Raw genomic sequence first — 23,399 nt, forward strand, 5'->3', positions numbered from 1 at the left:
CGCGCGGCCCGCTAGAAGAAGCCCTTCAGCCGGGCCATGGCGATGGCGGCCAGGCTGGGGGCGTCCACCAGCACGTCGTCGCGGATCATCGCTTCCACCTCGGCCAGCGGAAAGTGGCGGCAGACCAAGTCCTGCTCGGTGGCCTCGCGCTGGTGGTCCTGCTGGCTCAATTGCGTCGCCCAGAAGATATGCCCGCGTTGGTTGCAATACCCGGCGCCCTGCAGGATGCCGCCGATCCGCACCAGGCTCTGCGCGACCAGCCCGGTCTCCTCGCGCAGCTCGGCGGCGGCGAGCCGGGCCGGATCGGTATCGGGTGCCGTTTCCCAGGTGCCCATCGGCAGCTCCCACTGCCGCTGGCGGACCGGGTAACGATATTGTTCAACCAGCGTCAGCCCCCCATCGTGCCAGGGCAGCAGCACCACGAAGTCGCTGCGTTCGACCACGCCATAGAGCCCGTCGGTGCCGTCGGCGCGGCGGATCACGTCCTCCCGCACCCGCAGCCAGCGGTTCTCATAGGCGATCCGGCTGGAGACGGTCTCGATCTCACTCGTCATGCACTTCGATCCTTACGCAACCGGTTTCAGGAAACCTCTGCCCGCGCCATCGGTTGTCCTGCCGCACGAAGCGCAGCAAAGGAGAAACGCCAATGGCTGTCTATATCGGTACCGGCGGTGACGATCGTCTGGTCGGCACGAATTCCGATGACACCTTCGCGGGCGCCGCCGGCAACGACTTCATCGAAGCGCGCGGCGGCAACGACCTGATCGATCCCGGCTGGGGCAATGATCGCGTCGAAGGCGGCGACGGGCGTGACACCGTCAAGGTCATGGGCGACCAGCAGCAGTACGAGGTCTTCCGTTACGACAACGAAGGCGTTGTGCGTGGCCCTGACGGCGTCGACACCCTGCTCGATGTCGAGGCGGTGCAGTTCACCGGCGTCGGCGGCACGCTTGACCTCAAGGACGTGAACGAGTTCTTCTCGTACTCCTACATCGCCTCCTACACCGACCTGACCCAGGCTTTCGGCGCCAATGCCGGGGCCGGCTGGGCCCATTTCCGCGACAATGGCGCGGCCGAGGGGCGCAGCATCTCCTTCGACGGCAATTCCTATCTGGCCGCCAACACCGATGTGCTGGCCGGCTGGGGCGCCAATGCCGATGAGGCCGGCGCCAAGCACTTCCTGGAATTCGGCCGCTTCGAGGGGCGCGAGACCGAGTTCAAGGCGCTGTCCTACGTCGCCAGCTATGACGATCTGCGCCAGACCTTCGGCACCGACGATGCCGCGGCCGCGACGCAGCACTTCGTCCAGGACGGCTTCCGCGAAGGCCGCACGGTGACCTTCAGCGGCCTGGAATACGTCGCCTCGAACGTCGATCTGCGCGAGGCCTGGAACGGCCTCGACAAGATGGACATCGAGAATAACGGTGCCGCCCACTACATCGACTTCGGCATCACCGAGGGCCGCCAGACGACCTTCGACTCGCTGCAGTATCTGGCGAGCCATACCGACCTGATCGACGGCTACGGCCAGGCCGGCAATGCGGCGAAGATCGCCGACCTCGCCGCGCTGCACTACATCGACTTCGGCGCCGACGAGGGCCGCACCGAGGACCGCTTCAACGAGCAGTCCTATGTCGCCATCAACAAGGATCTGGCCGGCCTCGACGCCGACCAGCTGGCGCTGCACTGGATCCAGCACGGCATGGCCGAGGGCCGCACTGGCGCCTACGACCCCGTGATCGCCTGACGGCAGGCTGGCCCGGCTTCGGCCGGGCCGGATTTCTGCGCAGGGCGGAGCCTGTTCCGCCCGACCGCGCCCCGGCGAAAGCCGGGGCGTTTTTTCATGGCCACGACGCGGAGGGCCGTACCATCCCCAGCAGGCGTGCCCGAGCCGCCCTGGCTTGCTGCAACCTGCCGACCGCTTGCCCTGGCAAGGCTGACGGCATCAACCGTGCAAACGCCCCGCCCGATCCCGCCATGGCAGAACCCTGGCGACAGGCGATGTCAGCGCAATTTTTGATATGAAAGAAATGGTGCCCAGAGCCGGAATCGAACCAGCGACACTGCGATTTTCAGTCGCATGCTCTACCAACTGAGCTATCTGGGCCCATAGAGAAGCGCCTCGAGAGGCGCCGTCGGCAGATGGCGGGGAGATACCGGACGGCGCGGCGCCTGTCCAGCACCCAAAACCGATTGTTTTGCAGACGTGTGAAATGGCCGCGCCAGGGCTGCCGGATCAGGGCTGCTCCTCGGGTTCTTCCTCTTCGACGGGCCGGCCGGGGATGGCATAGCCGCCATTCAGCCAGCGGCCGAGATCGACCTGCTTGCAGCGGTCGGAGCAGAAGGGGCGGTGGGCCGGCTCGCTGGGGCGGCCGCAGACCGGGCAGCGCGGGCGGGGCTTCGGAGGGGCGGTGTCACTCGGCATGGACATGTTCCTGGCCGGGGGGGCAGAGCGGGTCGGCGCGCAGCGCCAGGGCGCCGGCGCGGTCGGTGAAATCGTCCAGGGCGCCGGTGGCCTCCGACAGGGCGGCCAGCACGGCGGGTGCGGCGGTCAGCGTCAGCCGCGCGCCCGGCCGGCGGGCGGCCTCGGCCACCCCGCGGCGCAGGGCGGCCAGGCCGCGGGTGAGCGGCGAGGGCGGCGCGCCCAGGATCTCGTGCAGCGGCGTGTGCACCCGGCGGCGCTGCAGCTCGATCAGGCCGAGGCCGGTCAGGCCGATCAGCTTCAGCGCCGGGTCGGCGGCGACCAGCGGCGCCAGGCCGGGCAGCAGCTCGCGGCGCCGGGCGATGGCCATGCCGGCCATGTCGACCAGGATGGCGCCGGCCAGGTGGCGCAGCCGGATCTGCCGCAGCGCCTCGGCCAGGGCGGCGGCGTTCAGCGCCCTGTGCGCTGTGGCGTCGCGCCCGCCGGCCAGGGCGCCGGCATCGATGTCGATGGCCAGCAGGGCCGGCGTCGGGTGCAGCGTCAGCCGCCCGCCGCCGGGCAGCGCCACGGCCATGCCGGCCAGTTCCTCGAATGCTTCCTCCAGCGCCTCGTCGAAGGCGGGGGTGGAGGAGAGCTGCACCCGCGCCGCGCCCAGCACCCCGCGCAGCCGCGCGGCGGTGGCGGCGTGGTCGGTAACCAGGGTCGCCTCGGGGTGCTGCGCGGCCAGGCGGATCGCCGTCTCCGGCCCGCGGGACAGCAGCCGGAGCGGACCGGTGACCGCCTCGGGGGCAGGGCGGGCGGCCAGGCGCGGGCCCTTGCCGCCCTGCGCCGCACGGGTGACGGCGACGCGCAGCCAGTCGCCCTCGCCACGCCCCTTGCCGCCCTCGGAATCGGGCAGGAAGCCGGTCTCGCCGCCGGCCATGGCCAGGAAGACGCCGCCCATGGCAGGGGCGCGGGCGGTGACGCGCGCGACATGGAGATCGCCCAGCCCCTCGGGCCGGTGCGGCCGCTCGACGAAGGCCGCCTCCAGCACGTCGCCCCGGCGCAGCGCCACACGCCGCTCGCCGGGGGAAACGGACAGGAAGATCAGGGGCGGAGCCACCCGATGCCCCGCAGCAGCTGGGCGGTCTCGTGCAGCGGCAGGCCGACCACGTTGGAATGGCTGCCGGAGAGGAAGCGCACGAAGGCCTCGGCCGATTCCTGGATGGTGTAGCCGCCGGCCTTGCCCTGCCATTCGCCGCTGGCGAGATAGGCCCGGGTCTGCGCCTCGGTCAGGCGCTGGAAGCTGACGACGCTTTCCACCACCCGGGTCAGCAGCCGACCATCGGGCAGGCCGAGCGCCACCCCGGTATAGACCCGGTGCCGCCGGCCGGAGAGCAGGGCCAGGCAGTCGCGCGCCTGTTCCTCGGTCTCGGCCTTGGGCAGGATGCGGCGGCCGACGCCCACCACCGTGTCGGCGGCCAGCACCAGGGCGGCCGGCTCGGCGGCCATGACGGCGCGGGCCTTGGCCTCGGACAGGCGGCCGGCCAGGCGGCGCGGCAGCTCCTGCTTCAGCGGCGTCTCGTCGATGTCGGGGGGGCAGACGCGCGCCGGCACGACGCCGATCCGCTTCAGCAGATCCAGGCGGCGCGGGCTGCCGCTGGCGAGCACCAGCGGCGGGCGGGCATCAAGCAATTCGGGGGCCGCGAGGCCCGCCACGGACATTACTTGAACCGGAAGGTGATGCGGCCCTTGGTCAGGTCGTAGGGCGTCATCTCGACATTGACGCGGTCGCCGGCCAGCACGCGGATGCGGTTCTTGCGCATCTTGCCGCTGGTATGGGCCAGGACCATGTGCTCGTTGTCGAGCTTCACCCGGAACATCGCGTTGGGCAGAAGTTCAACGACCTGGCCGCTGAACTCGATCATATCTTCTTTCGACATCAGACCTCTTCATTGCGGCAGGCGACGCGGGTTGCGCCGGACATCTCCGCTTCGGACGTGGGGGAACGGCCGCCGCAGAACCTGCGCCGGGGCATTCGTGGCGAGAACATGATGGTCCGGCCGCGGCTGGTCAAGGACGACCCGCGCGCGGCAGCCCAGGCCGCGACGCGGGGACGGTGCCGCGCCGCAACGACATCGCCTGTTCATCGCGTGACCTGCCGTCGGCCGTAGGCCGGCTGAGGCCGCGAAGGCGGCCCGCGCCGCATGGCGCGCCAGCCAACGCGCCGCATGGCGCGCCAGCCAAGCCCGCGGAGGCGGGCGCCGGCGCCTGAGGCCAATCAACCAAGCCGCAGGCTGATGCTGCGGGCATGGGCGGAGAGCCCTTCCGCCTCGGCCAGCGCCACCGCGGCCGGGCCGATGGCTTCCAGGCCGCGGCGCTCGGCGCTGATCCAGGTGGTCCGCTTCAGGAAGTCGAAGACGGACAGGCCGGAGGCGAAGCGGGCGGTGCGGCCGGTCGGCAGCACGTGGTTGGGCCCGGCGACGTAGTCGCCCAGCGCCTCCGGGCAATGCGTGCCCAGGAAGGCGGCGCCGGCATGGCGGATGCGGGCGAAGAGGGGGCCGGGCTCGGAGACCATGATCTCCAGATGCTCGGGCGCCAGGCGGTCGACCAGCCGCGCGCCTTCCTCCCAGTCATGCACCACGATGATGGCGCCGTGGCGGCGCCAGCTCTCGCTGGCGATGGCGGCGCGCGGCAGGGTCAGCAGGGCCTCCTGGACGGCATGCTCGACGGCATTGGCCATCTGGTGGCTGGTGGTGATCAGGATCGACTGGGCGCTCTCGTCATGCTCGGCCTGGGCCAGCAGGTCGATGGCGATCAGCGCCGGGTTCTGGCTGGCATCGGCCAGCACCACCACCTCGGAGGGGCCGGCGATGCTGTCGATGCCGACGCGGCCGAAGACCTGGCGCTTGGCCTCGGCGACATAGGCATTGCCCGGGCCGACGATGCGGTCGACCGGGGCGATGGTCGCGGTGCCCCAGGCCAGCGCGGCAATGGCCTGGGCGCCGCCAATTCGAAAAATCTCGGTCACCCCGGCCCGGTGGGCGGCGGCGAGGACCAGGTCGTTCAGCACGCCGTCCGGGGTGGGCACGCACATGGCGATGCGCGGCACGCCGGCGACGCGGGCCGGGATGGCGTTCATCAGCACGGAGGAGGGATAGGCCGCCTTGCCGCCCGGCACATAGAGGCCGACCGCGTCGATCGACCCCCAGCGCAGGCCCAGCGTCAGGCCGAGCGGATCGTCGAGCTCGACATCGCGCGGCAGCTGGGCGGTGTGGAAGCGCTCGATCCGGGTGGCGGCGAGATCCAGCGCGTCGAGCAGCTCGGGCGCGCAGCGGGCGCGGGCGGCGTCGATCTCGGCCTCGCTGACGCGCAAGGCCGCGGCGTCCGCCGGCTTCCAGCGGTCGAAGCGGCCGGTCAGGTCGAGCAGCGCGGCATCGCCCCCGGCGCGGACCTCGGCGATGATGCTGGAGACGGCGGCGTCGACCCTGGTCGTGGTCTCCCGCGCCTGGTCGAGCAGGGCGGCGAAGCCGGCCTCGAAGCCGGCATCGGCGGAATTGAGGCGGATCATGCGGCCACCTTGTCGAGCGCTGCGCGGAAGCGGGACAGCCAGTCGCCGATCGCCTCGGGCCGGGTCTTCAGCGCGGTGCGGTTGACGATCAGGCGGGAACTGATCTGGGCGATCACCTCGGTCTCGGCCAGGCCATTGGCCTTCAGCGTCGAGCCGGTCTGCACCAGATCGACGATCAGCCGGGCGAGGCCCAGCGAGGGGGCCAGCTCCATGGCGCCGTTCAGATGCACCACCTCGGCCTGGATGCCCTTGGTCGCGAAATGGCGGCGGGCGATGTTCGGATACTTGGTCGCCACCGCGATGCGGGAGCGGCGGCCGAGCGTCTCGGTCGCGGTCTCGCCCACCGGCTCGGCGACCGACACCCGGCAGCGGCCGATGCCGAGGTCGAGCGGCGCGTAGATCTCGGGATAGTCGAATTCCATCAGCACATCGGCGCCGCAGATGCCGATCTGGGCGGCGCCGAAGGCGACGAAGGTGGCGACGTCGAAGGAGCGGACGCGCACCACGTCGAGCGCCGGGTCGTTGGTCTCGAAGCGCAGGCGGCGGCTGGAGCCGTGGAAATCGGCGGCCGGCACGATGCCGGCGGCGCCGAGCAGGGGCGCCAGCTCGTCCAGGATGCGGCCCTTGGGCAGGGCCAGGACGAGAGGCTGGTCGCCGGCGAGGGTGCCCCGGTCGGGGCTGGCGAGGGGCTGGTCCATGGCGGGTTGTATCACCGGAAGGGGGCCGAAGCCATGTCAGTCGCCATGTCAGCCTGGCATGCGTTCGATGTCGGCGCCGACCGCGGCCAGCTTCTCCTCGATCCGCTCATAGCCGCGGTCGAGGTGGTAGACGCGGTTGACGATGGTCTCGCCCTCGGCGGCTAGCGCCGCGATGATCAGCGAGACCGAGGCGCGCAGGTCGGTGGCCATCACCGGGGCGCCGGACAGCTTGGCGACGCCACGGACGATGGCGGAGGAGCCGTGCGCGTTGATCCGCGCCCCCATCCGGGTCAGCTCGGGGACATGCATGAAGCGGTTCTCGAAGATCGTCTCGGTGATCATCGAGGCGCCGTCGGCCACCGCCATCAGCGCCATGAACTGCGCCTGCATGTCGGTGGCGAAGCCGGGGAAGGGCTCGGTCATCACGTCGACGCCGTGCAGCCCGTTCAGGCGGCGGCAGCGCACGCCATCGGCCTCCTGGATCATCTCGACGCCGGCCTCGCGCAGCGAGCGGGTGCAGGCGCCGAACAGCTCCAGCGTCATGCCCTCCAGCAGCAGCTCGCCGCCGGTGATGGCGCCGGCGCAGGCGAAGGTGCCGGCCTCGATGCGGTCGGGCAGGATGGCATGCGTCGTGCCGTGCAGGCTGTCGACGCCGTGCACGGTCAGGCGGTCGGTGCCCTCGCCCTCGATCTTCGCCCCCATCGAGACCAGGCATTTCACCAGGTCGGTGATCTCCGGCTCGCGGGCGGCGTTGACCAGCTGGGTGGTGCCCTCGGCCAGCGTCGCCGCCATCAGCAGGTTCTCGGTGGCGCCCACCGAGACCTGCGGGAAGATGATGCGGGCGCCCTTCAGGCGGCCTTCAACCTGGGCGTTGATATAGCCGGCCTCGAGGTCGATCACCGCGCCCATCTGCTCCAGCCCCTTCAGGTGCAGGTCGACGGGGCGGGTGCCGATGGCGCAGCCGCCGGGCAGCGAGACGCGGGCCTGGCCGAAGCGGGCCAGCAGCGGGCCAAGCACCAGGATCGAGGCGCGCATCTTGCGCACCAGGTCATAGGGCGCCTCGAACTGGGTCGCCGGCCCGTCCAGCAGGATCTGCCGCGTGGTAGTGTCATGCTCGACCGTCAGCCCGTGCTGCGCCAGCAGGTGGCCCATGGTGGCGACATCGGCCAGGGCCGGGGCGTTGGTGAGGACCACCGCCTGCTCGGTCAACAGGGAGGTGGCCATCAGCGGCAGGGCAGCGTTCTTGGCGCCGCCGATGGCGATGCGCCCCTCGAGCCGGCGGCCGCCCTGCAGACGAATGCGATCCATCGGAGCCGATCCTTACAGCCGCGGCAGCGCGACGCCGCGCTGGCCCATGTATTTGCCGCGCCGGTCGGCATAGGAGACCTCGGGCTCGCCGGCGCCCTGCAGGAACAGGAACTGGCAGATGCCCTCATTGGCGTAGATGCGCGCCGGCAGCGGCGTGGTGTTGCTGATCTCGATGGTGACCTGGCCTTCCCATTCCGGCTCCAGCGGGGTCACGTTGACGATCAGGCCGCAGCGCGCATAGGTCGACTTGCCCAGGCAGATCACCAGCACGTCGCGCGGGATGCGGAAGTATTCGACCGTGTGCGCCAGCACGAAGGAGTTCGGCGGGATGATGCAGGTCTCGCCCTTGCGGGTGACGAAGCTGTCATCGGAGAACTTCTTCGGGTCGACCAGGGCATTGTCGACATTGGTGAAGACCTTGAATTCGTCGGCGACGCGGGCGTCGTAGCCGTAGGAGGACAGGCCGAAGGAAATCACCCCCTCGCGGCGCTGGCTCTCGACGAAGGGCTCGATCATGCCGTGCTCCGTCGCCATGCGGCGGATCCAGCGGTCGGGCATGATGGGCATGAGGGCGTTCCGGACTGCGGCGTGGGGCGCCGGGATAGCCCAGCGGGTCCTGGCCGGCAACCAGAGCTTACGGAGAGGTATCCTGTGGCGCGGGCTTGGCCGCGGCGGCCTCTTCCTCGGCACGGCCGCGGCTCTGCGCCTTGCGGCGGCGCAGATTCTCCCGCAGCGCGGCGGCGCGGCGCGCCTCGCGCTCCTGCCGGGCGGCGCTGGCGGCGGAGGGGGCAGGGGTCTGGTCGTCGGGCGGGGCGGGGGCGTCGGTCGGCATGGGGGCTCGGGGCGCTGCGGGCAGGGCGCCAGGATAGCGCCGCCGCGCCGGCCGGCAAAGCGCCGCCCGGGGTGGCGCCCCCGACGGGCGCCCCAGGCAGGACATCCGGACCAGATGCCTGGACAAAATGCCTGGACAAAATGCCGCCCGGCGCCCCGATGACAGGCGCCGCGCAACCTTGCTAGTCTGGGAAGGTCATGTCCTCGCCCGCCCGGTCGCTGCTACGCCTGCTGGCCCTGCTGCTGTTGCTGCAGTGGGGGGCGGGGCTGTGGCCGCATCTGGGGGGGATGGCCGGCACCGCCCAGGCGGCCGAGACCATCGTCATCTGCACGCCGGACGGCTTCCACAACCTGCGCCTCGGCCCCGACGGCCAGGCGCTGCCGGAGGAGCCGTCCGGCCTGCCCAAGGCCGCCGGCTGCTGCCAGCTGTGCCAGGCGCCGCTGACCGGGGCCGATCTGGTGCCCGGCCCGGTGCTGCCGGCGCCGCGTCTGGTGGCCGGCCCCGCCATCGCCATGGCCGCCCAGGTCCGGGCGCTGAGCTTCGCGCCGCCGCCGGCGATCCGCCATTCGCGGGCGCCGCCCCGGGCCTGAAGACCCCCGACCCGTCCGGCGCCCGAGCGGCGCCGATCCGTCGTCCTCTTCAGGATCCGTTGCACCATGCCTGCCACCCCATCCCGGGAAGCCGGGGCCGCGCGCGCCAGCCAGGCCGCCGAGCTCAAGGCTTTCGTCACGCGGCTGCATTTCTATGTCGGCCTGTTCGTCGGCCCCTTCCTGCTGGTCGCCGCGCTGACCGGCGTTCTCTACGTCCTCACCCCGCAGCTCGAGGACCGGCTCTACCGCGATACGCTGACCGCGGCCGATCCCGGCCCGGCCCGGCCGCTGGCCGAGCAGGCCGCCGCCGCCCAGGCGGTCGCCGGGCCCGAGGCGCGGCTCTTCGCGCTGCGCCCCGCCACCGCCGAGGGGCGGACCACGCGGGTGATGTTCATCGTCCCGGGCCTCGGCGACTCCGAAAGCCGCGCCCTCTTCATCGATCCCGCCAGCCTGGCGGTGCGCGGCGACATGACCGTCTATGGCACCAGCGGCGTGCTGCCGCTGCGCACCGCCATCGACTACCTGCACCGCAACCTGATGCTGGGCGAGGCAGGGCGGCTCTACAGCGAGCTCGCCGCCTCCTGGCTCTGGCTGCTGGCGCTGGGCGGCGTGCTGATGTGGGCCTGGCGGCGCACCGGCCGCCTGGCCCGGCAGGCGCCGCAGAATGCCCGGCTGCGCACCCGCAACCGGCACGGCGTCACCGGCGTGGTGATCGCGCTGGGGCTGCTGTTCCTCTCGGCCACCGGCCTGACCTGGTCGCAAGGGGCAGGCGGGCGGATCGACGCGCTGCGCGGCGCGCTCGGCTGGGTGACGCCGGCGGTGACGCTGACCCTGGCCGAGGCCCCGGCTGCGGCGCCGGACCCGCATGCGCATCACCATGGCGGCGGCGCCCTGCCGGCGGCGCCCGCCGCACCGGACGCGGTGGCGCAGCTGGATGCCGTGCTGGCGGCCGCGCGCGCCGCCGGGATCGATTCCGCCTTCGTCGAGATCCGCCTGCCGCGGCCGGGGCGGGCCTGGCTGGTGCGGGAATACGACCGCTCCTGGCCGACCCAGGTCGATACCATCACCCTCGACCCGCGCGACCTCTCGGTGACGAGCCGGGCCGATTTCGCCACCTTCCCGATCGTGGCGAAGCTGATCCGCTGGGGGATAGACGCCCATATGGGGGTGCTGTTCGGCCTGCCGAACCAGCTGCTGATGGCGGCCATCGGCCTCGGCCTGATCGCCGCGACGCTCTACGGCTACCGCATCTGGTGGCAGAGCCGGCCGGCGCCGGGGGCGCTGCCGCGCAGCCTGACGCTCGCCTGGCTGCGGCTGTCCTGGCGCTGGCGCGGCACCGTCGCGCTGCTGGCGCTGGGCATCGGCTGGGCGCTGCCGATGGCGGGGCTCAGCCTGCTGCTGTTCTGGGGGGTGGATGCGGCCCGCTGGGCCCTGGCCCGCCGCCGCTTCGCCGTCTTGCCGGCCGAATAATCCGGTCGGGAAGGGGCGCGCCCGCGGGCGCGTCCCGCGGCCCCGCGCCGGGCGGCAGACACAAAAAAAGCCGCGGCGAGGCGCGACTTGCATCATTCATCAAGAAAGGGAGGCATCAAGAAAAGGGGGGTGGTGCTGCTAGAGAGGATTGAACTCTCGACCTCTCCCTTACCAAGGGAGTGCTCTACCACTGAGCTACAGCAGCTTACCGCCGTGGAAGCGAGGCGCTCTCTACGGGGCGGGCGGCGTCGGCGCAACCCCCTTTTTGCGCGGAGCGCGGAAAAGCACCCCGGAGCGGCGTGCCGGTCAGGGCTTGAAGCCGACTTCCTCCAGCGCCTCGCCGATGGCGAGGTAGCGGTCGGCGACGCGGTCGGCCTGCGGGGCGAGCTGCTGCGCCAGCAGGCCGGAGGCGGCGGAGATCAGCAGCAGCACCAGGAGCTGCAGCCGCAGCGCCACGCGGCGGATGCGGGCTCCCAGGCTGCGATGCGGGGTTGTTCTCGGCATGGCGCGGCAACGCGGGCCCCGGCCGGATCGTTGACCGGCCGGAGCGCACATCGCTGCGAGAAGGTGCCGCTCAGGCGCCGGGCTCGCCGAAGCGGCCGCCCTTGCGGAGCGCCTCCCACAGGCCGAGGGCGGCGATCGCCAGGTTGGGCAGCGCCGTCTGCAGCTCGGCCGAGACGCTGACGCCGAAGCCGGCGCTGAGCATCAGGAACAGCCCGCGCCAGGTGCTGGGCTGGGTGATCTGGGCGCGCAGCCAGCTTTCCATCGCCGCTCCTCCCTCAGCTGCCGGTGACGGTGACGGCCTCGGCCGGCACGGTGACGGTGCCGGGACCGGAGACGGCGGCGGTGGTGGCCAGCAGGCCATAGGCCAGCGCATTGCCGCCGGTCGCCGCGTCGTAGAGGCCGATATGGGTGAGGTTGCCGGCGGCGGCGCCAAAGACGAAGCGCACCGTCTCGACATTGCGCTGCTGGCCGGTGCCGGTGAAGGTCACCCGCTGCCGGGTATAGCCATTGCCGACCGGCTCGCCGGTCAGCCCGGCGGCGCCGCCGCCGGAGCCCAGCGCCAGGAAGATGGTGGTCGGCAGCGCCGGCGCCCGGCCGCAGAGCGCGCGGGCCAGGATGTTCTTCGCGTAGTCGGTCAGGACGGGCATGCGGGCTTGTTCCCTTTCGAGGAGGCGGGGGAGCGGCTCAGGGCGCCGAGAGCGCCTGGAGCATGGCGTCGGGCAGGCGCACCGGCCGGTAATCGAGCAGCGCCAGCTCGCCATTGGCGGCCTGGGTCAGGGCGGCATTGCCATGGCCGGCCAGCAGCCGGGTCAGGCCGGCGGGCAGCGCAGCCGTGGCCGTCTGCACCGCGCCGCCATTGAGGCAGAGGGCAAGCTCGGTGCCGGACCAGGCCAGCGCGGCGCGGAAGGCGGTGCCGGCGACCATCGTGCCGCCGGCCAGCGTCGCCAGCGTCGCGCCGCCGCCGATGGCCAGGGCCTGGATGGCGCTGCCACCGGCGGCGTTGCGCAGCACCAGCCGGTTGGTGTCGCTGCCATCGTCGAGCTGCAGCAGCCCGGCCGGCGTGCTGCCCGCCGGGCGCGGCAGCAGCGCCTGCAGCAGCAGCGTGCCCTCGGGGCCGAAGCCGCCGGCGGGCTGCCAGGCGGGCGCGTCGGCGGCACGGCTGGCGGCGGCCGGCGTCCCGGCCGCGGGCAGGATCGGCGAGGAGGCGAAACCCGCCTTCTCGAGCTGCGGCCAGCCCAGGCGGATGGTCAGGTCCACCACCTCGGCATTGGCGATGTTGGTGCGGAACAGCAGCAGCAGCCGCCCCGTGCTGGCGCTGGCCAGCGTCCGGGTGTGCGACCAGCGCTGGCCGCGCAGCGGGGCGCTGGTCACCGCCCGGATATCGGCGCCGCTTTCCGACAGGAAGCCGCCGACGGCGGTGTATTCGATCAGCAGGGCCTGCACGATGCCGGCCGGCAGCGCGCCGGCGGCGATCCGGGCGAAGAAGCTGCCGGTCCAGGTCTCGCCCTGGGCGGCCACCACCCGGGTGGCCGCCTCGAACTTCACCTGCACCTGGCCGGCCGCCGTCGCGGTGCCGGAGAGACGCCAGTCGGTGAAGGGGATGTTGTCCTCGACGCCGGTGCCGGCGAGGGCGAGCGACAGGCCGGCGCTGTTGAAGGTGGTCCAGGTGGTGGGCGGCGTGCCGGGGGTGCCGGCCACCGCGCCCTCGGCGCGCGGATTGCGCAGCAGGTTGCCACGCGCCTCCTCGACCAGCAGGCGGCGGGCCGGGCCCTGGAAGCGCGGCGTGTCGGCCGCTGCCGGCTGCCAGAGTCCGGCCGCGTCCTGCGCCAGGGCGGCGCCGGCACGGCTCACCGCCAGCCGCTCGGTGAAGCCGGGGCCGAGCAGGCGCAGCGCCGTCTCCGGCGTCACCGCACCGGCCATCGGGGTGTGCTGGAACATCAGGGCGCCCCCGCGCCGGTCAGGTGGCAGATGCGGGTGGTGCCGCCATCGGGCGAGTAGAGCAGCAGCGTCGCCACGCCGCCGGCGCGGATCCTGGTGAAGCCGTCGCTGTTGCTCGGCGTGCTGCCGGTGAAGCCCGACAGGGTGAGGCCGAGGTCGGCGCCGGTGCGGTTGACCACGCTGCAGGAGAAGCCGTCGCCGGTGCTGGCCCAGTTGATCGACAGCGTGGTGCCGGGATTGGCGATCAGCAGCCGGGCATTGTGGCTGGCCTGGTTCAGCGCGGTGGCGCCCGAGAGCAGCACGGTGGCCAGCCGCCGGTCGGTGAACTGCGCGTCGACATATTGCCGCGTCGCGGCGTGCAGCGCCGCGGTCGGGTCGGCGGCCAGCACCAGGGGGCCGGTCGCGACGGTCAGCGTGCCGTTGCTGGCCAGCCGCAGCCGCTCGGTGGCGGTGGTGCCGCTGCGGGTCTCCAGCAGCAGGTCATTGCCGGCCACGGTCAGCTGCGCCACCGGGTTGTTGGCGCTGTTGGCCAGCGTCACCTGCGCCCCGTCGCTGCCGCCGCGGCGGTGGATGTTCACCGCGCCGTCGGTATCGGCCGAGAGCCGCGTCTCGATCGCCGCCGAGGCGGAGACCGAGGCGAGCTCGACCCGGCCGGCGGCGATGCGCTGGGTGGTCGGGCTTGCCGGCACCGGCCGGTTGCCCAGCAGCTGCAGCCGCTGCATCGCCGCCGCATTGTCGGCGGTGAAGGTGACCGCGCTGGTGTCGCAGCCATTGACGATCAGGCTGCCGGTGCTGGCGCCCAGATGGATCGCGCTGATCGAGACATTGCTGGTGCCGGGCGCGCCGGTGAAGTCGCAGCCGACGAAGGAGAGCTGGCCGCTCAGCACCTCGGCGATGCGGCGGGCGCCGCCGGTGACATCGACGCCGATGATCTCGTGCTGCTCGGTGCCGGTGGTGCTGACCTGCACCGAGCAGCCCTTCGACGAGATGAAGCCGCCGACGACCTTGTTGCGCAGCGAGGTACCGGCGATGCGGATGCCGATGGTGGTCGGGTCCGCCATGTCGTTCCAGCCATCGGTGCCGATGTTGTTGAAGTGCCCGGCATGCACGGCGTTGCGGATGTCGAAGCCGATCTCGTGGCCGTATTCGAAGCAGTTCTCGAAGCTCGCCATGTCGGCGTCGTTGACCACGAAGGCGATGCCGAGGCGGCGGTTCGGGTTGATGTAGACCGCGCCGCCCGAGCTCCAGGCGCCGGCGAAGGCGCTGCCCTGCAGGTCGAGCCGGCTGCCGTCCACCACGGTGACGATCCAGCGGCCGTAGCAGGCCGGCGCGCCGCTGCTGCGCACCTCGGCCACGTTGATCATGTCGCCGGTGGCGAGGCCGTGCGGGCTGGCGGTGGTCAGGCGGAACAGGCCGCTGCCGTTGTTCTCGACGGCCGCGATCGGCAGGCGGGTGTTCGACCAGCTGCGCGCGGTGGTCAGCAGCGGGTGCCAGTTCACCTCGCTGACGCGCGAGACGTCGAAGGAGCGGCCGAGATAGAGGCCGTTGGTGCAGTCGCCCAGGATGTCGCTGATCCGCACGCGGGCATTGCCGTCGCTGTAGATGCCCCATTCGAAGCCGAGGATCAGCAGCCGGCTGAGCGAGCTGTCGGCACCGTTGCCGGCGCTGGCGCCGGCGGCGCCATTGCCGAGGGTGACGGCGGTGCCGGCGAAGGCGGCGGCCTCGTCCAGCCCCTGGCGCAGCGTCGTCGCCCGGTTCATGCCGGTGCGCAGGATGGCGACGCCGTGCACGCCGCCATTGCGCTGCACCCGGATGGTATAGGCCGGGTTCAGCAGGATGGCGTAGCGGAGCGTGGCGTAGTCGCTGTTCATGCGGAAGCCGCCCTGGTGCGGCTGGCCCTGCAGGATGACGTTCTCCCGCACCAGCAGCTCGCCGCTGTTCACCAGGTAGCGGCGCGGCCCCAGCATGACGGTGCCGCCGCCGAGCGCGGCGGCGGCGGCGATCGCCGCGTTGATCGCGGCGGTGTCGTCGGTGCTGCCGTCGCCGACGGCGCCGAATTCACGCACATGCAGCGGCCGCTCGGCCAGGATGCCGCTGCGCAGCTGGGCGATGGTGGTGCGGCGGGTCTCGCCGGAGACCAGGCCGCCCTGCACCACGGGGGCGATGTCCTGGTCGGAGATGCTGCCGACCACGGGCAGCTCGGTGATCTTCTTGTCGGCCATCGTCGGAGGGATCCTTGGCGCGAGCGCGGGGAGGGCGGCGACGGAAGGGGGGCGGGGCGCGTGGTCAGCTCACAGCAGCAGCTCGCCGCCCTCGCTGCCGACCAGGCTCAGCCCGGCCTCGGTCAGCAGCGCATAGGGCTCGGTCACCACGAAGGAGGACGAGGTCTGCGTCGCCAGCGGCTCGGCCGCGTCGGCCACCCGGATGCGATAGCCGCTGCCGGGCGAGGGGGCGGTAAAGTCGATGCTGGCGCTGCCGGCCGAGACGGCGACCGTGGTCGGTCCCGCGATCGCCGTGCCGGCGGCGTTGAGCAGGCTGAAGATCACCGAGCTGACCGGGCCGCTGGTCCTGGCCGCGGCGGTGAAGACGCGGCCGACATAGAGGCCGCTCGGCAGCGGATCGAGCGCGACGCTGCGGGTCTGCGCGGTGACCGCCTCGATCGTCATCTCGAACAGCAGCGCCACCTCGACATTGATGCGGATCGGCGCGGCGGTGGCGCTCAGGACCAGGCCGTTGCCGACATTGCCATTGGCCAGCACCGGCATCAGCACGATGGCGTCGGCCGCTTCCAGCAGGATCACATGGCCGGGCTTCAGGCGGCTGATCGCCGCGGTGAAATAGCCTGGGGCCAGCACCGCGGCGCGGGTGTCGGTGGTGATGTAGAGCCAGAGGGTGAAGCTGTCGGTGTTGGCGAGCGCGGTGAGGCCGCGGGCATCGAAGGGCATGCGCGTCTCCTGCTGGATCGGCGGACCGAAGGCCCCGGACGCGAAAAGCCCGGCACTGCGGGGGCAGGGCCGGGCTCGGTCGCCAGGGCGGGGGGAGGGATGGGTCGGGTGGGCGGGCAGGCGGCAGGCGCAGTTCGCCCGCTGACGGATTAGGAATTAAATACGTTGCTGGATGAAGTCAAGAAAAAAATCCTATAACGGCCAGGATGACGCCGGGGCTCTGCTTGGCCCGTGGACCGCCGGGCGGACGGCGCGTAGGTTTCCTGCCTCCGGCGCCGCCGCCCCTCCAGCCCGCAGGAATGACCGCATGCTTCGCCGCCTGCTCGCCGCCGCTCTTCTGGCGGCCCCCTTCCTGGCCCTGCAGCCCGGCGGCACCGCCGCCCAGCAGCCCGGCGGCGCCGCCGCCCAGCAGGCCGGCCCGCCCGCCGCGCCGGCGTCGGGACAGACCGTGCTGAACGTCTACAACTGGTCGGACTATATCGACCCCTATGCCATCGCCCGCTTCCAGCGCGAGACCGGCATCCGCGTCCGCTACGACGTCTTCGACAGCCTGGAGACGCTGGAGGGCAAGCTCTCGGCCGGACGCTCCGGCTATGACGTGGTGGTGCCGACCAGCGAGCCGAGTTTCTCCCGGCTGGTCCGGGCCGGCGCCCTGCGGCCGCTGGATCGGGCGGCGATCCCCAACTGGGGCAACCAGGACCCGACCCTGCTGCGCCAGGTGGAAAGCTCCGACCCCGGCAACCGGCATGGCGCCATCTATCTCTACGGCACCATCGGGCTGGGCATCCGGCCGGACAAGCTGCGGGAGTTCGCCCCCGATGCGCCGCTCGACAGCCTGGACCTGCTGCTGAAGCCGGAGAATGCGCGGCGCCTGGCGCGCTGCGGCATCGCGGTGATGGATTCGGCGATCGACGTGATGCCCAGCGTGCTGCGCTGGCTGGGCCGCGACCCCAACACCGCCGAGCCGCGCGACCTGCGCGCCGCCGAGGACGCGCTGCTGGCGATCCGCCCGCAGATCCGCGCCATCACCGCCAGCGGCAACCTGATGGACGCCCTGGCCAATGGCGAATACTGCGTCGTGCTGACCTATAGCGGCGACGTCATCCAGGCCCAGGCGCGCGCCCGCGAGGCCGGCCGCGGCGTGCAGATCGGCTATGTGGCGCCGAAGGAGGGCGCGCAGCTCTGGTTCGACATGCTGGCCATCCCGGCCGATGCGCCGAACCCGGAAGCGGCGCAGCGCTTCATCGACTTCCTGCTGCAGCCCGACGTGATGGCCGGCATCACCAACCAGGTGCGCTACCCCAATGCCGTCCCGGCCTCGCGCCCGATGGTGGAGGCGGCGGTGCGCGACGACCCGAATGTCTATCCGACCGCCGAGGCGCTGACCCGCACCTTCACCGTCAATGCCCTGGCGCCGGCGGCCGAGCGGGCGCGCAGCCGCAGCTGGGGCCGCTTCAAGGCCGGCCGCTGACGTGCTGCTGGCGCTGCAGGGGCTGAGCAAGCGCTTCGGCGCGACGCTGGCGCTGGATGATCTCGACCTCGCCGTCTCGGGCGGCGAGTTCCTGACGCTGCTCGGCGGCTCGGGGTCGGGGAAGTCGACCCTGCTGCGGGTGATCGCCGGCTTCGAGGCCGCGGATGCCGGGCGGATCCTGCTGGAAGGCCGCGATTTGGCGCCGCTGCCGCCGCATGCGCGGCCGCTGAACATGATGTTCCAGTCCTATGCGCTGTTCCCGCATCTGAGCGTCGCGGAAAACGTCGCCTACGGCCTGAAGCGCGACGGCGTTGCCAGGCCCGAACGCGCCCGCCGGGTCGAGCAGGCCCTGGCCATGGTGGGATTGGAGGGCTTCGGCGGACGGATTCCGCAAAAGCTGTCGGGCGGGCAGAAGCAGCGCGTCGCCCTGGCGCGCGCCCTGGTCAAGCGGCCGCGGCTGCTGCTGCTGGACGAGCCGCTGGGCGCGCTCGACGCCAATCTGCGCGAGCGCACCGGCTTCGAGCTGCGCGCGCTGCAGCGCGAGACCGGGGCCGCCTTCATCATGGTCACCCATGACCAGCAGGAGGCGCTGGCGCTGGCCGACCGTGTTGCCGTGCTGGAGGGCGGGCGGCTGGTGCAGCTCGGCCCGCCGCGCGCCGTCTATGACCGGCCCGCCACCCGCTTCGTCGCCGGCTTCCTGGGCGGCGCCAATGTGCTGGAGGGGGCGCCGGACGGGCAGGGCGGCTTCGACTGCCCCGGGCTCGGCATGACGCTGCATCCGGCGGCCGCCATCCCGGCCGGTTGCCGCGCCTGCGCGCTGCGGCCGGAGCGCATCGCCCATCTCGCCGCCGCCGGCCGCCCCAACAGCTTCGAGGGCCTCGTCGAGGAGGTGGCCTTCCGCGGCGATGACAGCCTGCTGCTGGTGCGCGCCCCCGGCGGCGCCCTGCTGCGCGTCGGCCATGCCGAGGAGGACGGCCCGCCGCCCGACCGCGGCAGCCGCATCGCGCTGGGCTGGGAGGCGGCGGCGCTGGTGCCGCTGGCCGGCTGATGCGGCGCCTGCTGCCACAATTGTTGCCATGGACGGCCGGCGCCTGGCTGGCCGCCTTCGTCGCCGCCCCGCTGCTGGTGGTGCTGGTCCTGGCCCTCTCCACCGCCGCCGAGGGCGTGCCGCCCTTCGCGCTGCCCTGGGTCGGGGGCCTCAGCCTCGACGCCTTCACCCTGGTGCTGACCGACCCCTTCTATGTCGAGTCGCTGGGCGGCGCGCTGCTGGTGGCCGGGGGGGCGGCGACGCTCTGCCTGCTGCTGGCCTTCCCGATGGCGCTGGGCCTGGCGCGGGCGCGGCCCTCCTGGCGCGGGCCGCTGCTCTTCGCCCTGCTGCTGCCCTTCTGGACCGGCTTCCTGCCGCGCATCGGCGCCTGGATCGGCCTGCTGCGCGACGAGGGCTGGGTCAATGGCGTGCTGCAGACTCTCGGCCTGATCGAGGCGCCGCTGCCGCTGCTCTATTCCTGGCCGGCGCTGTTCCTCGGCATGCTGCACGCCTATCTGCCCTTTGCCGTGCTGCCGCTCTATGCCTCGCTGTCGCGGCGCGACACGGCGCTGGAGGAGGCGGCGGCCGATCTCGGCGCCACCCCGGCGCGGGTCTTCGCCAGCATCACCCTGCCGCTGGCGATCCCCGGCGCGGCCGCGGCCTTTCTGCTGGTCTTCATTCCGGCCGCCGGGGAATACGTCATCCCCGAGCTGCTCGGCCCGCCCGGCACGCCGATGGTCGGCCGCGTGCTGTGGCAGGAATTCTTCCAGAACCGCGACTGGCCGACGGCGGCGGCGCTGGCCGTGCTGCTGCTGGCGCTGCTGCTGGCGCCGATCCGCCTCTTCCAGCGCCTGGGCACCGGCCGGTGAGAAGCGGCAGGCTGGCCGCCGCCTTCCTGGCCCTCGGCCTCGGCTTCGTGTGGCTGCCGGTGCTGCTGCTGGCCCTCTATGCCTTCAGCGCCGACCGGATTCCCTTCCAGTGGGGCGGTTTTTCCCTCCACTGGTTCCGCGTGCTGGCCGCCAATGACCGCCTGGTCGAGGCGGCGCTGCTGTCGCTGCGCGTCGCCTTCGGCGCGGCGACGCTGGCGGTGCTGCTGGGCGGCAGCTTCGGCCTGGTGCTGGCGCGGCGCGGGCCGTTCCGCGGACGGGCGATCTTCGGCGCGCTGGCCGGGGCGCCGCTGGTGCTGCCCGACGTGGTGATCGGCCTGGCGCTGCTGCTGTTCTTCGTGCTGCTGCAGGGGGCGCTGGGCTGGCCGGCCGAGCGCGGCGCCAGCACCATCCTGCTGGCGCATGCGACGATCGGCGCCGCCTATGCCGCCGTGCTGGTCCAGGCCCGCCTGGCCGAGCTGGCGCCGGAGCTGGAGGAGGCCGCCCGCGACCTGGGCGCGACGCCGGCCACCGCCTTCCGCACCGTCACCCTGCCGCTAATGGCGCCGTCGCTGGCGGCCGGCTGGCTGCTGGCCTTCACCCTGTCGCTGGACGACGTCGTGGTGGCCAGCTTCGTCTCCGGCCCCGCCGGCACCACCCTGCCGATGCAGGTCTTCTCCATGCTGCGTCTCGGCCTGACGCCGGAGGTCAATGCGCTGGCCTGCGTCATCCTCGCGCTGGGGGCAGGGGCGCTGGCGGCGGCGCTGCTGCTGCAGGCCGGCTTCCGCCGCCGCACCCGCGCGGAGTAGGGCCCGGCGGCGCGCCCCCGCCCGGCGGGTTCCCTGGCCGGGCGGCGTTCAATTCGGTCAGCGACAGGTTGTCGCGCCGCGGACAGGGGCGTAGGGTCCGGCCGTCTTTTTTGTGACCGGATCGCCATCGCCATGTCCCTGACCGCCGAGCGGCTCGACCGCATCTCGCCCTCGCAGACCATTGCCATCTCCGCCAAGGCGCGCGCGCTGAAGGCCGAGGGCCGCAACATCATCAGCCTCTCGGCTGGCGAGCCGGATTTCGAGACCCCGCGCAACATCAAGGACGCGGCCATCGCGGCCATGGAGCGGGGCGAGACGCGCTACACCGACGTCTCCGGCACCAAGGCGCTGCGCGAGGCGGCCGCCGCCTATTTCAAGCGCGAGCACGGCATCGACTACTCGGCCGAGGAGATCGTCGTCTCCACCGGCGGCAAGCAGGTGATCTTCAACGCCATGCTGGCGACGATGAACGCCGGCGACGAGGCGATCATCCCCGCCCCCTGCTGGGTCTCCTACCCGGACATCGTGGCGCTGGCCGATGGCAAGCCGGTGATCGTCCCGGCCGGGCAGAACCAGGGCTTCAAGATCACGCCCGAGCAGCTCGAGGCGGCGATCACGCCGAAGACCAAGTGGCTGATCCTCAACAACCCGTCCAACCCGACCGGCGCGGCCTATAGCGCGGCCGAGCTGAAGGCGCTGGCCGAGGTGCTGCTGCGCCACCCGCAGGTCTGGGTCTTCACCGACGACATCTACGAGAAGCTGGTCTATGGCGGCTTCAAGTGCAGCACCATCGTCGAGGTGGAGCCGGCGCTGCGCGACCGCACCATCACCATGAACGGCTGCTCCAAGGCCTGGGCGATGACCGGCTGGCGCATCGGCTTCGCCGGCGCGCCGCTGAAGCTGGCCAAGGCGATGGACAAGCTGCAGAGCCAGTCGACCTCCTCGACCTCCTCGATCAGCCAGGCCGCCGCGGTCGAGGCGCTGAACGGCCCGCAGGATTCGGTCGAGACCATGCGCGTCGCCTATGAGCGCCGCCGCGACCTGGTGGTCGGCCTGCTGAACCAGGCGCCGGGCATCCACTGCCTGACGCCCGAGGGCGCCTTCTACGTCTTCCCCTCGATCCATGGCTGCCTGGGCAAGACCAGCGCCGGCGGCCGCCGGATCGAGACGGACGAGGATTTCGTCACCGCGCTGCTGGAGGAAGAGGGCGTCGCCGCCGTGCACGGCTCGGCCTTCATGTTCCCCGGCCATTTCCGCATCAGCTACGCGACCGACGACGCCTCGCTGACCGAGGCCTGCACGCGCATCCAGCGCTTCTGCGCCGGCCTCAAGTAAGGTGACGACCCCGGAGGGGCGGGATCTCCCGCCCTTCCGCTTCCAGCCGGCGGCGGAGGCGGATTTCGAGCGGCTGCTCGACCTCTCGGTCCGCACCATGCGGCCGCAGCTGGAAGCCATCGGCCGCTGGGACCCCGCCCGCCGCCGCGCCCGCATGCGCGCGGCCTTCCGCCCCGCGGCGACCCGCCTGATCGAGGCCCCCGATGGCAGGCTGCTGGGCTGCGTCACGGTCGACGACCATGCCGACCACCGCGAGGTCTCGCAGCTCTACCTGGAGCCCGACGCGCAGGGCGCCGGCCTCGGCCGCGCCGTGATGCTGGCGATCATGCGGGAGCGCGACCACCTGCCGCTGCGGCTCGAGGTGCTGAAGGGCAGCCGGGCGCGTGCCTTCTATGCGCGGCTGGGCTTCGTCACCACCGCCGAGCAGGAATTCGACTGGGCGATGGAGCTGCCGCCGCGACGCTGAGCGCCCTCAGCGGATCAGCAGCATGCCCACCACGGCGCCGTCGCGCATGTCGAAGCGCGGCACGGCGCCATCCTCATGGCCGTAGAGCAGGCCGCGCACGCCGCCCTGCAGCGCCACCTCGCGCGCCGGCGGGCCGTGTCGGCGCAGCACGCTGCTCGCCGTCTGGGTCGGCCGCACCCCGCCCAGCCTGCCGGCGAAGCCCTCCTCCAGCAGCAGGCCGCGCACCACGCCCGCGCGGTCCAGATAGGCGGTGACGCCGGGGCCGAGCGGCAGCCGCGCCTGCAGCGGCGAGGCCTCGGGCGCGCCCTCCAGCGGCTCGGGCCGGTCCGCGAGGCCGAGGCGGGCGCGCAGCGCCTCGCCCGTCTCGCCCAGCGCGGCGGGGGCGCCCTCGAGCTGCCAGGGCGGCGGGCCGGGCTGCGCCGGCCCGGTGCCGAAGCGTTCCTCCCGCGCCGCCTGGATGATGTCGGCCAAGTCGCGGTCGCGCAGCGCCTGTTCAGCGAGATCCTGCATCAGGCTGCGGGAGGCTGCCGCGCTGCAGGCCGGCGGCGTCGCCGAGCGCGCGCCGTTGCCGGCGGCGGCGACCTCGGCGCGCTCGGCCTCGGAGAGCCAGGCCGGCAGCGGCGCCACCGCCAGCCAGGCATGGCGGTGGCAGAGCGTGGCATAGGCGATGTGCTCCTCGGTCTGTGCCCGCAGCCGCCGGGAGACCGTCAGGAACTCGTCGCGCAGCACCACCTCGTCGAGGATCGGGCGGCGGGCGCTGGCGGCCAGGCGGGCGCGCTCCGCCTGGCTCAGCCCGGCGGCCGGGTCCGGCGCCGGCGGCCCGAGCAGCGCCGCCTGGAGGCGGTCCAGCGACAGGATCTCGGCCGAGACGGCGGCCTGGAACAGGCAGAGCGGCAGGGCAAGCAGCGCCAGCGCTAGGCGGGGCGTCCGGCGCGGCCGCTCGCGCAGGATACCGACGGCCAGGCCGAGGCCGGCCAGCGCCATGGCCAGCCCGCCCAGGTTGAAGCGGCTGCCGCCGACCAGCTCGCCATTGACCCGCAGCTCGTTGCTGGCGCCGAGGAACAGCCAGAAGGGCAGCAGCGCCAGGGCGATGGCCAGCAGGGGGCGGCGCAGGTCGCGCCAGGATGTCTTGGTCAAGAGTCCGCCTCGCTCTCGGTTGGCGCTGGCT

Annotated in this window: 26 protein-coding genes and 2 tRNA genes; 9 read left to right on the top strand and 19 right to left on the bottom strand. The window is 72.6% G+C overall.

Annotation, left to right across the window (positions count from 1 at the left end):
• Positions 1–11: 11 nt before the first annotated feature.
• The gene (locus WFI16_RS03275; RefSeq protein ID WP_419896361.1) at positions 12–554 is read right to left on the bottom strand and encodes an NUDIX hydrolase; all 543 of its coding nucleotides are present in this window, start codon (positions 552–554) and stop codon (positions 12–14) included.
• A 92-nt stretch (positions 555–646) separates the two neighbouring features.
• Here WFI16_RS03275 and WFI16_RS03280 point away from each other — a divergent pair, with 92 nt between their 5' ends.
• Positions 647–1,747 carry a hypothetical protein gene (locus WFI16_RS03280; protein ID WP_419896362.1) on the top strand — a complete coding sequence of 367 codons (1,101 nt, stop codon included), beginning with the start codon at positions 647–649 and terminating at the stop codon, positions 1,745–1,747.
• A gap of 284 nt (positions 1,748–2,031) precedes the next feature.
• Here the strand turns inward: WFI16_RS03280 and WFI16_RS03285 are convergent.
• The 10 genes from WFI16_RS03285 to WFI16_RS03330 all read right to left on the bottom strand — a co-directional run bounded on the left by WFI16_RS03285 (position 2,032) and on the right by WFI16_RS03330 (position 8,810).
• Positions 2,032–2,107, bottom strand: a tRNA-Phe gene (locus WFI16_RS03285).
• 129 nt (positions 2,108–2,236) lie between these two features.
• Positions 2,237–2,425 carry a DNA gyrase inhibitor YacG gene (gene yacG, locus WFI16_RS03290; protein WP_419896363.1) on the bottom strand — a complete coding sequence of 63 codons (189 nt, stop codon included), beginning with the start codon at positions 2,423–2,425 and terminating at the stop codon, positions 2,237–2,239.
• Positions 2,415–3,524, bottom strand: a complete 1,110-nt coding sequence (locus WFI16_RS03295) for a ribonuclease E/G (RefSeq protein WP_419896364.1) — start codon at positions 3,522–3,524, stop codon at positions 2,415–2,417. The genes yacG and WFI16_RS03295 overlap by 11 nt, the downstream gene beginning before the upstream one ends.
• Positions 3,509–4,120: a Maf family protein gene (locus tag WFI16_RS03300; protein WP_442970630.1), complete on the bottom strand. Its 612-nt coding sequence runs from the start codon at positions 4,118–4,120 to the stop codon at positions 3,509–3,511. Before WFI16_RS03300 ends, WFI16_RS03295 begins: the two co-directional genes overlap by 16 nt.
• Positions 4,121–4,125: 5 nt before the next feature.
• Positions 4,126–4,344, bottom strand: a complete 219-nt coding sequence (infA, locus tag WFI16_RS03305; RefSeq protein WP_007003972.1) for a translation initiation factor IF-1 — start codon at positions 4,342–4,344, stop codon at positions 4,126–4,128.
• Positions 4,345–4,682: 338 nt separating this feature from the next.
• Positions 4,683–5,972 (bottom strand): histidinol dehydrogenase, encoded by a 1,290-nt coding sequence (gene hisD, locus WFI16_RS03310; protein WP_419896366.1) that lies wholly within the window; start codon positions 5,970–5,972, stop codon positions 4,683–4,685.
• Positions 5,969–6,670, bottom strand: a complete 702-nt coding sequence (gene hisG / locus WFI16_RS03315) for an ATP phosphoribosyltransferase (protein WP_419896367.1) — start codon at positions 6,668–6,670, stop codon at positions 5,969–5,971. The genes hisD and hisG overlap by 4 nt, the downstream gene beginning before the upstream one ends.
• A gap of 48 nt (positions 6,671–6,718) precedes the next feature.
• A complete protein-coding gene (gene murA / locus WFI16_RS03320; RefSeq protein WP_419896368.1) occupies positions 6,719–7,978 on the bottom strand; it encodes a UDP-N-acetylglucosamine 1-carboxyvinyltransferase in 1,260 nt (419 codons plus the stop codon).
• Between the two features lie 12 nt (positions 7,979–7,990).
• Positions 7,991–8,545: a dCTP deaminase gene (dcd, locus tag WFI16_RS03325; protein WP_419896369.1), complete on the bottom strand. Its 555-nt coding sequence runs from the start codon at positions 8,543–8,545 to the stop codon at positions 7,991–7,993.
• A 67-nt stretch (positions 8,546–8,612) separates the two neighbouring features.
• Complete coding sequence (locus WFI16_RS03330; protein WP_419896370.1) at positions 8,613–8,810, bottom strand: hypothetical protein; 198 nt, start codon at positions 8,808–8,810, stop codon at positions 8,613–8,615.
• A 197-nt stretch (positions 8,811–9,007) separates the two neighbouring features.
• On the opposite strand from WFI16_RS03330, the gene WFI16_RS03335 reads away from it, so the two are divergent.
• The gene (locus WFI16_RS03335; RefSeq protein ID WP_419896371.1) at positions 9,008–9,400 is read left to right on the top strand and encodes a DUF2946 family protein; all 393 of its coding nucleotides are present in this window, start codon (positions 9,008–9,010) and stop codon (positions 9,398–9,400) included.
• Between the two features lie 66 nt (positions 9,401–9,466).
• Complete coding sequence (locus WFI16_RS03340) at positions 9,467–10,870, top strand: PepSY-associated TM helix domain-containing protein (protein WP_419896372.1); 1,404 nt, start codon at positions 9,467–9,469, stop codon at positions 10,868–10,870.
• Positions 10,871–11,000: 130 nt separating this feature from the next.
• Here the strand turns inward: WFI16_RS03340 and WFI16_RS03345 are convergent.
• From WFI16_RS03345 to WFI16_RS03375, 7 genes are all read right to left on the bottom strand, one after another.
• Positions 11,001–11,075: transfer RNA gene (locus WFI16_RS03345), tRNA-Thr, on the bottom strand.
• A 101-nt stretch (positions 11,076–11,176) separates the two neighbouring features.
• A complete protein-coding gene (locus WFI16_RS03350) occupies positions 11,177–11,374 on the bottom strand; it encodes a hypothetical protein (protein ID WP_419896373.1) in 198 nt (65 codons plus the stop codon).
• A gap of 70 nt (positions 11,375–11,444) precedes the next feature.
• Positions 11,445–11,636 carry a hypothetical protein gene (locus WFI16_RS03355; RefSeq protein WP_419896374.1) on the bottom strand — a complete coding sequence of 64 codons (192 nt, stop codon included), beginning with the start codon at positions 11,634–11,636 and terminating at the stop codon, positions 11,445–11,447.
• A 13-nt stretch (positions 11,637–11,649) separates the two neighbouring features.
• Positions 11,650–12,021 carry a phage tail fiber protein gene (locus WFI16_RS03360; protein ID WP_419896375.1) on the bottom strand — a complete coding sequence of 124 codons (372 nt, stop codon included), beginning with the start codon at positions 12,019–12,021 and terminating at the stop codon, positions 11,650–11,652.
• A gap of 37 nt (positions 12,022–12,058) precedes the next feature.
• Positions 12,059–13,312, bottom strand: coding sequence for a phage head spike fiber domain-containing protein (locus WFI16_RS03365; protein WP_419896376.1), 1,254 nt, complete (start codon positions 13,310–13,312; stop codon positions 12,059–12,061).
• The gene (locus WFI16_RS03370) at positions 13,312–15,534 is read right to left on the bottom strand and encodes a glycosyl hydrolase family 28-related protein (RefSeq protein WP_419896377.1); all 2,223 of its coding nucleotides are present in this window, start codon (positions 15,532–15,534) and stop codon (positions 13,312–13,314) included. Before WFI16_RS03370 ends, WFI16_RS03365 begins: the two co-directional genes overlap by 1 nt.
• Positions 15,535–15,603: 69 nt before the next feature.
• Complete coding sequence (locus tag WFI16_RS03375; RefSeq protein ID WP_419896378.1) at positions 15,604–16,257, bottom strand: hypothetical protein; 654 nt, start codon at positions 16,255–16,257, stop codon at positions 15,604–15,606.
• A 307-nt stretch (positions 16,258–16,564) separates the two neighbouring features.
• On the opposite strand from WFI16_RS03375, the gene WFI16_RS03380 reads away from it, so the two are divergent.
• From WFI16_RS03380 to WFI16_RS03405, 6 genes are all read left to right on the top strand, one after another.
• Entirely contained in the window at positions 16,565–17,728 is a 1,164-nt protein-coding gene (locus WFI16_RS03380) for a polyamine ABC transporter substrate-binding protein (protein ID WP_419896379.1), read from the top strand.
• Between the two features lies 1 nt (position 17,729).
• Positions 17,730–18,776 (top strand): ABC transporter ATP-binding protein, encoded by a 1,047-nt coding sequence (locus tag WFI16_RS03385; protein ID WP_419896380.1) that lies wholly within the window; start codon positions 17,730–17,732, stop codon positions 18,774–18,776.
• A complete protein-coding gene (locus WFI16_RS03390) occupies positions 18,776–19,624 on the top strand; it encodes an ABC transporter permease (protein ID WP_419896381.1) in 849 nt (282 codons plus the stop codon). The genes WFI16_RS03385 and WFI16_RS03390 overlap by 1 nt, the downstream gene beginning before the upstream one ends.
• The gene (locus WFI16_RS03395; RefSeq protein ID WP_419896382.1) at positions 19,621–20,430 is read left to right on the top strand and encodes an ABC transporter permease subunit; all 810 of its coding nucleotides are present in this window, start codon (positions 19,621–19,623) and stop codon (positions 20,428–20,430) included. Before WFI16_RS03390 ends, WFI16_RS03395 begins: the two co-directional genes overlap by 4 nt.
• Positions 20,431–20,562: 132 nt before the next feature.
• Positions 20,563–21,765, top strand: coding sequence for a pyridoxal phosphate-dependent aminotransferase (locus tag WFI16_RS03400; protein WP_419896383.1), 1,203 nt, complete (start codon positions 20,563–20,565; stop codon positions 21,763–21,765).
• A 1-nt stretch (position 21,766) separates the two neighbouring features.
• Positions 21,767–22,231 (top strand): GNAT family N-acetyltransferase, encoded by a 465-nt coding sequence (locus tag WFI16_RS03405; RefSeq protein ID WP_419896384.1) that lies wholly within the window; start codon positions 21,767–21,769, stop codon positions 22,229–22,231.
• A 6-nt stretch (positions 22,232–22,237) separates the two neighbouring features.
• On the opposite strand, the gene WFI16_RS03410 is transcribed toward WFI16_RS03405, so the two are convergent.
• Complete coding sequence (locus tag WFI16_RS03410) at positions 22,238–23,368, bottom strand: hypothetical protein (RefSeq protein ID WP_419896385.1); 1,131 nt, start codon at positions 23,366–23,368, stop codon at positions 22,238–22,240.
• Positions 23,369–23,399: the final 31 nt, after the last annotated feature.

Origin of the sequence: Roseomonas sp. USHLN139 (assembly GCF_037145735.1) — a bacterium.
GTDB lineage: Bacteria > Pseudomonadota > Alphaproteobacteria > Acetobacterales > Acetobacteraceae > Pseudoroseomonas.

Excerpts from the sequence above, each read along its gene's own strand:
- WFI16_RS03280 (WP_419896362.1), top strand. The coding sequence starts at position 647 with ATGGCTGTCTATATCGGTACCGGCGGTGACGATCGTCTGGTCGGCACG.
- WFI16_RS03400 (WP_419896383.1), top strand. The coding sequence starts at position 20,563 with ATGTCCCTGACCGCCGAGCGGCTCGACCGCATCTCGCCCTCGCAGACC.
- WFI16_RS03330 (WP_419896370.1), bottom strand. The coding sequence starts at position 8,810 with ATGCCGACCGACGCCCCCGCCCCGCCCGACGACCAGACCCCTGCCCCC.
- yacG (WP_419896363.1), bottom strand. The coding sequence starts at position 2,425 with ATGCCGAGTGACACCGCCCCTCCGAAGCCCCGCCCGCGCTGCCCGGTC.
- hisD (WP_419896366.1), bottom strand. The coding sequence starts at position 5,972 with ATGATCCGCCTCAATTCCGCCGATGCCGGCTTCGAGGCCGGCTTCGCC.
- hisG (WP_419896367.1), bottom strand. The coding sequence starts at position 6,670 with ATGGACCAGCCCCTCGCCAGCCCCGACCGGGGCACCCTCGCCGGCGAC.
- WFI16_RS03275 (WP_419896361.1), bottom strand. The coding sequence starts at position 554 with ATGACGAGTGAGATCGAGACCGTCTCCAGCCGGATCGCCTATGAGAAC.
- WFI16_RS03340 (WP_419896372.1), top strand. The coding sequence starts at position 9,467 with ATGCCTGCCACCCCATCCCGGGAAGCCGGGGCCGCGCGCGCCAGCCAG.
- WFI16_RS03335 (WP_419896371.1), top strand. The coding sequence starts at position 9,008 with ATGTCCTCGCCCGCCCGGTCGCTGCTACGCCTGCTGGCCCTGCTGCTG.
- infA (WP_007003972.1), bottom strand. The coding sequence starts at position 4,344 with ATGTCGAAAGAAGATATGATCGAGTTCAGCGGCCAGGTCGTTGAACTT.
- murA (WP_419896368.1), bottom strand. The coding sequence starts at position 7,978 with ATGGATCGCATTCGTCTGCAGGGCGGCCGCCGGCTCGAGGGGCGCATC.
- WFI16_RS03375 (WP_419896378.1), bottom strand. The coding sequence starts at position 16,257 with ATGCCCTTCGATGCCCGCGGCCTCACCGCGCTCGCCAACACCGACAGC.
- WFI16_RS03355 (WP_419896374.1), bottom strand. The coding sequence starts at position 11,636 with ATGGAAAGCTGGCTGCGCGCCCAGATCACCCAGCCCAGCACCTGGCGC.
- WFI16_RS03390 (WP_419896381.1), top strand. The coding sequence starts at position 18,776 with ATGCGGCGCCTGCTGCCACAATTGTTGCCATGGACGGCCGGCGCCTGG.
- WFI16_RS03350 (WP_419896373.1), bottom strand. The coding sequence starts at position 11,374 with ATGCCGAGAACAACCCCGCATCGCAGCCTGGGAGCCCGCATCCGCCGC.
- WFI16_RS03380 (WP_419896379.1), top strand. The coding sequence starts at position 16,565 with ATGCTTCGCCGCCTGCTCGCCGCCGCTCTTCTGGCGGCCCCCTTCCTG.
- WFI16_RS03360 (WP_419896375.1), bottom strand. The coding sequence starts at position 12,021 with ATGCCCGTCCTGACCGACTACGCGAAGAACATCCTGGCCCGCGCGCTC.
- dcd (WP_419896369.1), bottom strand. The coding sequence starts at position 8,545 with ATGCCCATCATGCCCGACCGCTGGATCCGCCGCATGGCGACGGAGCAC.
- WFI16_RS03370 (WP_419896377.1), bottom strand. The coding sequence starts at position 15,534 with ATGGCCGACAAGAAGATCACCGAGCTGCCCGTGGTCGGCAGCATCTCC.
- WFI16_RS03365 (WP_419896376.1), bottom strand. The coding sequence starts at position 13,312 with ATGTTCCAGCACACCCCGATGGCCGGTGCGGTGACGCCGGAGACGGCG.